The organism is Olleya sp. 1-3, from assembly GCF_002836085.1.
Lineage (GTDB): Bacteria > Bacteroidota > Bacteroidia > Flavobacteriales > Flavobacteriaceae > Olleya > Olleya namhaensis.
The window spans coordinates 562,729-574,104 of sequence record NZ_PJBW01000058.1 but is presented as its reverse complement, the minus strand read 5'-3'; the positions used below and the strand labels follow the sequence as shown (position 1 = coordinate 574,104).

11 protein-coding genes are annotated in these 11,376 nt (G+C 32.8%); 4 read left to right on the top strand and 7 right to left on the bottom strand.

Annotated features, from left to right (window positions below; genetic code table 11):
- Window positions 1–319 precede the first annotated feature (319 nt).
- From CXF54_RS15660 to CXF54_RS15650, 3 genes are all read right to left on the bottom strand, one after another.
- Window positions 320–1,147 carry a hypothetical protein gene (locus tag CXF54_RS15660; protein ID WP_101204210.1) on the bottom strand — a complete coding sequence of 276 codons (828 nt, stop codon included), beginning with the start codon at window positions 1,145–1,147 and terminating at the stop codon, window positions 320–322.
- A gap of 46 nt (window positions 1,148–1,193) precedes the next feature.
- Window positions 1,194–2,375: a tyrosine-type recombinase/integrase gene (locus CXF54_RS15655; RefSeq protein WP_101204209.1), complete on the bottom strand. Its 1,182-nt coding sequence runs from the start codon at window positions 2,373–2,375 to the stop codon at window positions 1,194–1,196.
- Between the two features lie 99 nt (window positions 2,376–2,474).
- Window positions 2,475–3,047, bottom strand: a complete 573-nt coding sequence (locus tag CXF54_RS15650) for a cation transporter (RefSeq protein WP_101204208.1) — start codon at window positions 3,045–3,047, stop codon at window positions 2,475–2,477.
- 98 nt (window positions 3,048–3,145) lie between these two features.
- Between CXF54_RS15650 and CXF54_RS15645 the strand changes: the two genes are divergently transcribed.
- Complete coding sequence (locus CXF54_RS15645) at window positions 3,146–4,042, top strand: DMT family transporter (RefSeq protein WP_101204207.1); 897 nt, start codon at window positions 3,146–3,148, stop codon at window positions 4,040–4,042.
- Window positions 4,043–4,074: 32 nt separating this feature from the next.
- On the opposite strand, the gene CXF54_RS15640 is transcribed toward CXF54_RS15645, so the two are convergent.
- Complete coding sequence (locus CXF54_RS15640; protein WP_101204206.1) at window positions 4,075–6,147, bottom strand: M16 family metallopeptidase; 2,073 nt, start codon at window positions 6,145–6,147, stop codon at window positions 4,075–4,077.
- Window positions 6,148–6,165: 18 nt separating this feature from the next.
- Window positions 6,166–7,500: a M16 family metallopeptidase gene (locus CXF54_RS15635; protein WP_101204205.1), complete on the bottom strand. Its 1,335-nt coding sequence runs from the start codon at window positions 7,498–7,500 to the stop codon at window positions 6,166–6,168.
- A gap of 194 nt (window positions 7,501–7,694) precedes the next feature.
- Between CXF54_RS15635 and CXF54_RS15630 the strand changes: the two genes are divergently transcribed.
- From CXF54_RS15630 to rpmA, 3 genes are all read left to right on the top strand, one after another.
- A complete protein-coding gene (locus CXF54_RS15630; RefSeq protein ID WP_101204204.1) occupies window positions 7,695–8,186 on the top strand; it encodes a DUF4199 domain-containing protein in 492 nt (163 codons plus the stop codon).
- A 167-nt stretch (window positions 8,187–8,353) separates the two neighbouring features.
- A complete protein-coding gene (rplU, locus tag CXF54_RS15625; RefSeq protein WP_090838303.1) occupies window positions 8,354–9,013 on the top strand; it encodes a 50S ribosomal protein L21 in 660 nt (219 codons plus the stop codon).
- Window positions 9,014–9,056: 43 nt separating this feature from the next.
- Window positions 9,057–9,317 carry a 50S ribosomal protein L27 gene (gene rpmA, locus CXF54_RS15620; protein WP_090838301.1) on the top strand — a complete coding sequence of 87 codons (261 nt, stop codon included), beginning with the start codon at window positions 9,057–9,059 and terminating at the stop codon, window positions 9,315–9,317.
- Between the two features lie 62 nt (window positions 9,318–9,379).
- Here rpmA and CXF54_RS15615 read toward each other — a convergent pair whose 3' ends face one another.
- Window positions 9,380–9,841: a DUF1569 domain-containing protein gene (locus CXF54_RS15615; protein WP_101204203.1), complete on the bottom strand. Its 462-nt coding sequence runs from the start codon at window positions 9,839–9,841 to the stop codon at window positions 9,380–9,382.
- Window positions 9,842–10,050: 209 nt separating this feature from the next.
- On the bottom strand, window positions 10,051–11,367 hold the full coding sequence (gene ahcY / locus CXF54_RS15610) for an adenosylhomocysteinase (RefSeq protein WP_090838296.1): 1,317 nt from the start codon (window positions 11,365–11,367) through the stop codon (window positions 10,051–10,053).
- Window positions 11,368–11,376 lie beyond the last annotated feature (9 nt).

The window sequence follows — 11,376 nt, the reverse complement described above, 5'->3', positions numbered from 1 at the left end:
CTCAAATTCGGTTTTTGATGTCAATGAAATTTGACTTATTCGATTATCAATAATCAATGGATTATTAGAACTGTCTTTAACTTTTTCATTATTCACATAAGAAATTGGTGTTTTCTGTCCATATACAGACTGTCCAATTAGTAGTGAAATTATTAAGGCAAAGATGTTTTTCATAATTGTTGGCAACGGTCTTGTGTATGGTTAGTTGCGTGGTTAAGCAACTAAATTAGTAAACAAATACGAACCAGAGAAAATTCCGAAGGAATTTTCCAAATAAGCACTTGCCAAAGCAATTAATTATACACGGTGTTGTGTACAGTTATTTGTATTCATAAATATACTCGTTTCTCAATTTATCATTTCGGATGAATTCTTTTTTTCTTTTCAGTATTCCGTTTTTGTCATAGATGTATAATGTATATTCCGTTACCATATTTCTTTTCTTGTAAATCTTTTCTATTTTACTCAAACCAAATTCGTTGTATTGGTAACGATAGAAATCTTGGTCATTATCATCTCTTTTTATAATCCGACCCTTTTTATCATATTCATAAGTAAACTTTTTTCTATATTTTTTTCTGGTCGGAAATGTTTCGCTTATCAAATGGTTTTTTCGATACTCACTTATTTTGTAAAGAGTTGTATCTCGAAAATGTTCAATTCGTTTTAGCTTACCAAATAGATTGTATTTGTAAAAGTTCTTACCATCTAAATCACTTATATAATCAAGTTTCCCTTTTTTCTTATATCGTTTTTCGATTGGAACAAAGATTTTTTTAAATTCAGGTTTTCGAGTTAAAGTAACAATACTGTCAGGATTTCTGTATTTGTCAAAATATGTTGTAATAATTCCATTTCCCATTCCAGTGACGTGGTTTTCAATTGACGTTTTCGTAAGTATGTCGTTATTATCAGATTTGTAAATAAAGAAGTGTCCAAATTCGGTTGAGTCATTCATGAACTCTATTTTTTCAATGTAAAATCCGCTTTTGTATTCGGTCAGTTTTGTGTGAAGTGTTGTGTCTTTCGTTTTGGTATCAATATTCCATTCAAATCTTATTGATTTAATTTCAGATGTGTCAATTTTTACTTGCGAAAAACTTGAAGTAGAAACCAAAATTAAAATGATAAGTAGGATGTTTTTCATAATTGTACACAACTAGTTATATGGTGACTAAAGTAGTAAATATCCCTCAATTTTCACGGGATATGCGGAACTTTTGTTCCTGATTTTGGTTTTTCCTTAATAATTCTACAGCATTATCTAACGGGCTTTTTATATCTAATAAATCTTTTCTGGCTACGTGAGTGTAGATCATTGTGGTTTCTGGTCTGCTATGTCCTAATAACTCTTGTATGTGACGTAAACCTACACCTTGCTCTAATAAGTGTGTGGCATAACTGTGTCTTAATGTGTGGGGTGTTACAATGTAGTTGATTTTGGCAAGTTTGCTTGATTTGTGTAAAAATTTACGAACACTGCTAGATGTATATTTTCCTCCTTTTGGACCTTCTATTAAATAGAGTCTTGGTTTATAGGTCACCAAATAGTTTTCTAATAAAGGGAGTATGCTTTTTGCTATGCTCACAAATCGGTCCTTGCGTCCTTTGGCGTCTTTGATTAATATTTGATGTCTTTGGATGTGTAGGTGTTCTATTTTTAAATTTATTAGTTCGCTTATCCTTAAACCTCCCGAGTATAAAATGGCTAGAATTATACGGTGTTTTATGTTTTTTGTGTTTTGTAATAATAGTATCATTTCTTGATAGGATAATATTACAGGCAATTTTTTAGACTTTTTTGGTCTTGCTAATGTTATCTCGTTAATTTCTATTTTAGGATAAAATACAATAAACAGTTTTAGGGCGCTTATAAATTGACGTTGTGTGCTAATGCTATAATTCCTTTTTATATAAATGGTTTCGATAAATAGTTCTACATCGCGATTGGTTAGTGTCTCGGTATCTTTCTCGTTATGATATTCTATAAAATCGGCTATTAATTGTGTATAGGTGTCAACTGTACTTACACTATATCTTTTTCCTTTTAAGTATTTATAAAAATTATTTAAGATCTGCCTATTGTCTTTGCTTAGCTTTCTTATTCTTTTATCAGGATATTGATGTAGTGGCATACTAGTATCAAATACATCTTTAGCATTTATTGCGGTTAAATCTTCAAATTCTGAAAACAATAATTTTATGTTTTCGGGGTTGTTTTTAATATACCAGCTTTTTAGTGTTTGACTCCAATGTGCTTGCTTGATTTTTCTTAAAACAGCTATTATTGTATTGCTGTATTCGAAGCTTATTTTTATTTGATGTGTTTTTTTAAAGTAGATACGGCTTAGTGTGATCTCTGGAAGCTCTGGCATATGGCGTAGGTTTATTTTACTAAAAATAATAAAATAAATTGGCACAAAAAAAAAGCATCGCCAGGGCGATGCTTTTTTAATTATTTGATTTGATGTTGTTTACGCTTTTTTAACGTCTGCACAACATGCTTTTTTACAATCTTTAGCACATGCCATTTTTTCGGCAGCTGTCTTGTTTGCACATTTTAATTTGCACGCTGCAGTTTTTGCAGCACAGTCAGCACAATCTTTTTTAGTACAGTCTTCTTTACACTTAATTGTGCATTCTTTTTTAGCAGGTGTAAATGCATCTACGGTATGCATGTCTTTTACTTTGTAAGAATCTGCTACGCTTGTTACTGTAGTTTCTAAAGCAGCTGGTGTTACTATAGCTTCGTCATATTCTACCATAGCTAATTCGCGATCAAAATCTACAGTTGCAGATTTTACACCTTCCATTTTAGCCATTTTTTTCTCGATAGTTTTTGCACAACCCATGGCGCAAGTCATTCCTTCAATTTTAAATTCGGCTTTAGCCAATTTAGTATTAGGGTTTATAGCTTTTTTTGCTGCTACTTTTGTTGTGTTTGCAGCTGCTGGTGCTGTCTTTACTTCTGGATTAGCATCGTTTTTACAACTAACTGCAAATACGCTTACTAACACTAGTACTAGTATGTGTTTAAATATTTTCATTTTGTATTGTATTTATTTATAATAATATAGATACAAAACTACTAATTTAGATGCTTTATTGCCTTTAAAAATCGATTTTTGTACACTAAAACAATGCTATGCAGAGTAACAATTCTAAAAAATGGGTGTATTTACTGGTTTTGTCCTTGATTTGGGGTACCTCTTTTATTTTAATTAAAAAGGCGCTGTTAGGTTTAAGTGCTTATCAGTTAGGTGCTTTACGGACATTAATTACGGGTTTGTTTTTGTTAGCAGTAGGCTATAAAAAGATAAAAACCATTAAAAAAGAGCATTGGAAATGGGTCGCGATATCCGGTGTTTTTGGATCGTTTATTCCTGCTTTTTTCTTTGCTATTGCTGAAACCGAAATTGATAGTGCTGTAGTATCTGTTTTGAATAGTTTAGTGCCATTAAATACGGTTTTGCTTGGTGCTGCTGTGTTTAAAATAGCAAGTAGTACTAGACAGGTTATTGGCGTGATAATTGGTTTTATCGGGACGTCTATTTTGATTTTGGAAGGTGCGGATTTAAATCCGAATCAAAATTATTTGTATGCTGGTTTTGTAATTGCATCAACAGTAATGTATGCGGTTAATGTAAATATTATTAAACGGTACTTACAAGAAGTGAAACCTTTGGCGATAGCGGTTGGTAATTACGTGGTTATTTTTATTCCTGCATTATTAGTACTGATTTTTACTGATTTTTTTAATCTTAATAATTTTGATATCCCAGTTTTTAATAAAGCAATTGGTTACGTGGTTATCCTTGCTTTTTTCGGGACGGCTTTGGCTAAGGTGTTATTTAATACATTGGTGCAAATGTCTACACCTGTTTTTGCATCTTCAGTAACGTATATTATGCCTATTGTAGCTTTAGCTTGGGGTTTGTTGGATGGCGAAACGTTTAGTTGGACGCAAGGTTTGGGAACGCTTATTATTTTAATTGGAGTGTATTTAGCTAACAGAAAGACAAAAAAAATCCGAAGCGTTTAAGCTTCGGATTTTTAATTTATATATAATGTATATTAGTTAAAATCTGCATCTGTAACACCTTCGTTTACTTTTACATTTTTAATATTCATAGACATTGTTTGTGGTCCAGCCATGATAGTCTGTGCGTAAGGAAATTTAACTCCGTTTACTTCAGAATAGTTATCATACTTTACTGTTGTTGTCATTTCTTTACCTTGAGCCTCAGTTGTGCTTTCTTCTTGAACTAACAAGTTTGTTGCAACATCATAATAACGGTAAGACGCATCGTCTCCTTTGACTACTTTTACTTTATAGCTATCTGCACCATCAATATCTACAATACTTACTAATGTTACATTAGCCATATCGTATTTAGTTTCAGGGAACATTCCAGCTTCAGCTTTTTTGTCTGATACTTCAGTTTCTGATAAAGGCATTTTTTGACCTTGTTGCTCTCTGTAACCTTCAGTACCGTTCCATTTAGACTTCATCATTACCATACCTTGCATAGCAACTTCCATAGACTCTTTATTGTCTTTAGTTTTCTTTAACTCTACAGTTAATGGTGGTGCACCTTGGATAACAAAATCACCGTCCATTTTTACAGAGTTTACCATGTTGATATTGTTAGTACCTCCAATTGCTGTAATGTAGTTGTCTAATACCGTTTTAGCAGTAACACCTGCAGGTATTGGCTTAGAAAATTCTGGCTTTGCAACTGGGTTAGCGTATTTGTCGTAATAGTTAATCGGGATTCCGGTTTTTTCTAATCCAGAGATTACTTCGCTTCCTTTTCCAACAATAATTATTCTAGCATTTTCTGGCTTGAAATATTTATTAGCGACACGTTGTACATCTTCTATAGTAACTGCGTTTATTTTAGATAAATACGTTTTGTAAAAATCGCTAGGTAATTTGTTTAACTTTATTCTTAAAGCATATCTAGCTATTGTTTGAGGGCTTTCTAAAGCTAAAACAAAATCTCCAACGTACTTAGCTTTTGCATTTGCTAAAGCTTCTGCAGTTACTGGTTCGTTTTTAATTCTTTTAATTTCTTTTAAAGTTTCAATTACAGTACTGTCTGTTACCATGTTTCTAACCGCTGTACTAGCAGAAAATCTAGAGGCACCATAACGTGATGTTCCAATACTAGAACGTGCACCGTATGTCCAACCGTTAGCTTCACGTAAGTTCATGTTTAGGTAACTGTTAAATCCACCACCTAAAATTTTGTTTGCAATTAATACCGCATGGTAATCAGGGTCATTCATTTCTAACACAACATTGTTAGTTAAAGCAACGTTTGATTGTACCGCATTTGGCATATCCACAAAGTCAATTTGTGTGTTTGCAACATTAGGACTTGGTGTTATTAAGTTTGTAGAAAAGTCAATACCCTTATCCCATTTTTTGAAATATTTTTTAACTTGTTTTTCAACTGTTTTAAAATCTACGTCACCAACAATTACTAAATATGCATTGTTTGGGTTGAAATATTTTTGGTAAAAAGCACGAACATTATTTAGGTCGATGTTGTTTACTGTTTCTTCAGAGATAAATTCCCCGTAAGGGTGTTTTACACCGTAAGATAAAGCACTACCAACACGTCCAGCGACAGCATCTACACTTTTTTCGCTGTTTTTTAAACCTTCTAAAACACGTTCTTTTTCTTTTTCAAATTCTTCACCATTAAATAAAGGGTTTATAGCAGCATCTGCCATTAACTCTAAGATACGATCAGAGTATTTTGAAAGACCGCTTGCAAAAGCACCGTCAGAGCTAAAGTTAAGTCTAGCACCTAAAAAGTCTATTTCTTCGTTAAAAGCATCTTTAGCAATAGAGGTTGTTCCATTACCTAACATAGCGCCTAACATTGCAGATGTCCCTGCTTTGTTACCTTCTGTAATGGGTTGGTTGTCTATTGTTAAAGAGTAAGATACTCTTGGTAATTTATGGTTTTCTACTATTAATACTTTAAGGCCATTTTTTAATTCAAATTCTCCAGGTATTTCCAATGTAATTGCTGGAGCTGGACCTGGTTTTGGTTGTTTAGATCTGTCAATTTGGGCTGATGCCGAAATTGATATAAACAATACCGCTAATAAGGCTGTTATTTTTGTTTTCATATCTATTAAAATTTCTTTTTATTTTTCGTCTTTTTTAGGTAAGTACTCTAAAACAACACGTTGGTTTGGGTTTAAATACTTTTTAGCAACTGCTTGAATGTCTTCTCTTGTTGCATTTCTGTATATATTAATTTCAGAATTAATTAAGTCTGTATTTTTATATAACATGTAGTTTGTTGCTAATGACGCCGCAATACCTTGTACACTTGAGTTTGAATTAACAAATTGGTTTTCAAATTTGTTTTGAAGTTTTTCAAAATCTTTTTCAGAAATTAACTCAGTTTGAAGCTTTACAACTTCTTCATCCATTTCTGCAAGTAATGCTTCTAAAGATGTTTCGCCTAATGGTAAACCATAAATAGCATAAATACTGTAATCTTGTTGTGGTATGTTAATAGCACCTGCTTGTAATGCCATTTTTTTATCGTCTACTAGTTTTTTGTAAAGTTTAGAAGATTTACCATCACTTAAATAGGTAGAGATCATGTTTAAGATATAAGAGTCACGCTCTGCAAAACCTGGAGTTCTGTATCCTGTAATAATAGCAGGTATTTGTATGTTTGGATCGTAAAAAGTAGCTTCTAAAGCTTCAGTAATAGGATCTTCTTTTTGAAAATTTCTTACTGGTACTTCTCCGCCAGGAATCTCTTCAAAATAAAGTTTAGCTAATCGTGTTGCTTCTGCAACATCAATATCTCCAGCAATAACTAAAGCAGCATTGCTTGGTGTGTACCATTTTTTGAAATAAGCTTTAAACTCTTCTAAAGTAGAATCGTCTAAATCAGACATTTCTCCAATATTTTTATTCTTGTAAGGGTGTTTTGAAAATAAATTATCGCTTACAGCAAATAAAAACTGACCGTAAGGAGAGTTGTCATAACGTAATCTTTTTTCTTCTTTTACAACCTCATTTTGTGTGTCTACACCAACTTGGTCAATAACAGGATGAAGCATACGCTCTGACTCCATCCAAAGCCCAAGCTCTAAATTGTTTGATGGAAAAACTTCGTAGTAATACGTTCTGTCTAAAGAGGTATTGGCATTATTGCTTCCTCCGTTAGAAGATACAATTTTAAACCATTCGCCACGGTCTATATTTTGAGTCCCTTCAAATAAAAGATGCTCGAAAAAATGAGCAAAACCTGTTCTTAGACCTGTTTCTGGTGTTCCTCCTAAATCTTTACCACCAACGTCATACATAACGCCTACAGTTACTACCGGAGCAGAGTTGTCTTGATGTAAAATAACGTGTAAACCGTTATCTAAATCAAGCTCTTCGTACTTAACTTCTTGTGCGGTAGCAGTAAAACCAGCTAAAAGCAAAGCAGCTAATGAGAATAAACTTTTTTTCATGTTTTGATTGTTTAATTTATCAGTTTAAGTATTAGTATACCATTGTAAGTTTTTGTTACAACAATTATTACAAAAATAGCAATAGAAAGTAGTTTTTGATAGCTAAAGTGCTAAAAATTAACATCAAATTATAAAAATTTTGTTTTGTTTTCACGAAATTTAAAAGGATTATTAACCAATAAAATTTATTTAATATGAAAAATGTCACACTCCCAATACGATTTGGAATAGTTATAAGTGCCTCTCTAATTGCGTACTTTTTATTTTTAGCATTGTTTAATTTACATACCAATCCTATATTTAGTTTGGGTAATGGATTAATTACTGCTTTTGGTATTTATGAAGTTATTAAGTACTACAAAATAAAAGTAGGTAAGCAGTTTGCATACGCCAATGGTTTTAAACAGGGGTTAATTGCAGGGTTTGTAGGTACTTTAATTTTTTCAGCTTTTTTCTTGCTGTACGCAACAGAAGTTAATCCTTTATTTTTAGCACAATTATTAGAAGTTTTTGAAGGGCAATATAATGTTGGTGCTGGTATGGTAACTTTTGTAGTTGCAATAATGGGCTTTAGCACAACAGTAGTATTAACGTTGACGTTTATGCAATTGTTTAAAGATAGCCGAAATACGCCAAATGCAGAAGGTAAAAGAGATGGAGAAATTACTTTAAAGAAGGTATCCTAAACTATTAATTTTATGTATTTTAGTCTGTTGAAAGTAATATGGATTAAAAATATTAGTAGTAAGTACACAAAACGTTTGTATATTAATTAATTAGAAGTATATTTGCATCCGTTTTCTCAGGAAAATGAGATTATTTTATATAAATTAATTAATAAAAACGTTACGCTATGTACGCAATTGTAGAGATAGCAGGGCATCAATTTAAAGTTGAAAAAGACCAAAAAGTTTTTGTTAACCGTTTAGCAACAGAAGAAGGAGAAGCAGTGTCTTTTGACAATGTCCTTTTAATTGCAGATGGTTCTAACATAACTGTAGGCGCCCCAGCTATAGGCGGAGCACAAGTAAGTGCAAAAGTCTTAAAGCACCTTCAAGGTGATAAAGTTATTGTTTTCAAGAAGAAAAGAAGAAAAGGTTACCGTAAGAAAAACGGACACAGACAAGCCTTAACTGAAATTGTTATTGAAAGTATAGTAGCTTCAGGAGCTAAGCCAACAGCGAAAGCTGAAAAAGCTGCTCCGAAAAAAGAAACTAAAAAAGTAGAAGCTAAAGCTGCACCTAAGAAGGCTGCTAAAGCAACTGGGAAAGCTGATGACTTGAAAAAAGTTGAAGGTATTGGACCAAAAATTGCTGAGACGTTAGTAGCAGCAGGAATCGCTACTTTTGCTGAATTAGCTAAAACTGATGCAGCTAAAATTTCTGAAATCATTTCAGGTGTACGTGGTAATCACGTAACTGATACTTGGCCAGCACAAGCACAATTAGCTGCTGATGGTAAGTGGGATGAGTTAAAGAAATGGCAAGACGAATTAGATGGTGGTAAAGCGTAATTGCTAAATCACTTTAAGTATAACAATTTAAAAACTTAAGATCATGGCTCACAAAAAAGGGGTTGGTAGTTCGAAGAATGGTAGAGAATCAGAATCAAAACGTTTAGGCGTTAAGATATTTGGTGGACAAGCTGCTATTGCTGGAAACATTATCATAAGACAACGTGGTAATACACATCACCCAGGTGAAAATGTATACCAAGGAAAAGATCATACTTTACACGCTAAAGTAGATGGTTTAGTAAAATTTACAAAGAAAAGAGACAACAAGTCTTACGTTTCTATTGAGCCTTTTTTAGCTTAATACTTTTACATCCTAAAAAAATAAAAATCCTTTCCAATTGGAAAGGGTTTTTTTTATGCCCATTATTTTAGAATATCATTTATAATTTTTAAATGATGTGTTGTGTGTATAATTAAAAAACGAGGAACTCTCTTAGTGTTAACATTTCCAAATATCGGGTGTTTAAAGTGTGCGTTTTTGTCTAAGCTACTAATTGTTCCGATATTAGCTTTCGCTTCGTTTATTTGAGCTATAAGGTCCTTTTTAAGGATGATTTCTGGTGGTTTTACATGTTTTGGAGCTTTTGCTTTTCCTCTTGGAAAAAATCCTAACGTAAAAAACACCTTGCCTAACAGACTAAAATTATTAGAGTAAGTATTGGGGTCTGATGTTTTTAAAGCGGTACTCACATTATTTATAACTTTAAGACTATGGTCTATATGCCAAGCTACGTTCTCTTTTGAGATTTTTGTATTAGAAGTGTCTTGATTTTGAATGTGAAATTCTAATGTATCAAGCACTGTGGTTAGCTTTTTTAAGGTCATAATTTTTATGTTTATGCTAGGTAAGTTACAATTTATAGATTAGAAATTAAATTCCAAATACAGAAATAAACAGGGTTGTTTGGTAGGTCATAAGATTCTATTGGCTTTATGCCAATAAAAAGTTCCAGAAATAAAAAAAATCCCAAACCGTGAAGTTTGGGATTTTTTTATTATAATTAAAAATGCTTTGCTTTCGCGAAGATTTGTAATTAGTATCTGTAATGCTCAGGCTTGTATGGTCCTTCAACAGTAACACCAATATATTCTGCTTGGTATGGTGCTAATTCTGTTAATTCTACACCAATCTTTTCTAGGTGTAATTTAGCTACTTTTTCATCTAATTGCTTTGGTAACATATATACATCATTTTTGTATGCTGCACTGTTTTTCCAAAGTTCGATTTGAGCTAATGTTTGGTTAGTAAATGAGTTACTCATTACAAAACTAGGGTGTCCAGTTGCACAACCTAAGTTTACTAAACGTCCTTCAGCTAAAAGAATAATGTCTTTTCCGTTGATAGTATATTTGTCAACTTGTGGCTTGATTGTATCTTTAGTATCGCCATGCTTTTCGTTTAACCATCCTACTTGGATTTCGTTATCAAAGTGACCAATGTTTGCTACAATAACTTTGTCTTTCATTGCCTCAAAATGCTCAGCACGTACTATATCTTTGTTTCCTGTAGTAGTAATTACTATATCACTGTTACCAACAACTGTTTCTAATTTTTTAACTTCAAAACCGTCCATTGCAGCTTGTAGTGCACAAATTGGATCAATTTCAGTTACTGTTACAATACTACCAGCACCTTTAAAAGAGGCAGCAGTACCTTTACCAACATCACCATAACCACAAACGGTTACACGTTTACCAGCTAACATAATATCTGTTGCACGACGTATAGCATCTACAGCAGATTCTTTACATCCGTATTTGTTATCAAATTTAGATTTAGTTACTGAGTCGTTTACGTTAATAGCTGGCATTGTTAATGTACCATTTTTAACACGCTCATATAATCTATGTACACCTGTTGTAGTTTCTTCAGATAAACCTTTAATTCCTGCAGATAACTCAGGGTATTTATCTAATACCATATTAGTTAAATCTCCTCCATCATCCAAGATCATGTTTAATGGCTTACGGTCTTCACCAAAGAACAAAGTTTGTTCTATACACCAGTCAAACTCTTCTTCTGTCATATCTTTCCAAGCATACACAGCCGTACCTGCATCTGCAATTGCAGCAGCAGCTTGGTCTTGTGTAGAGAAAATGTTACAAGAACTCCAAGTAACTTCAGCTCCTAAAGCTTGTAAAGTTTCAATTAAAACTGCCGTTTGAATAGTCATGTGTAAACATCCAGCAATACGCGCTCCTTTTAAAGGCTGCTCGTTTTTGTATTCTTCACGTAAACTCATTAAACCTGGCATCTCTGCTTCAGCTAAAATAATTTCTTTTCTTCCCCAAGCCGCAAGCGACATGTCCTTTACCTTGTTTGGTACGTAAGCAACGTTTTTTGTACTCATATTATTTAT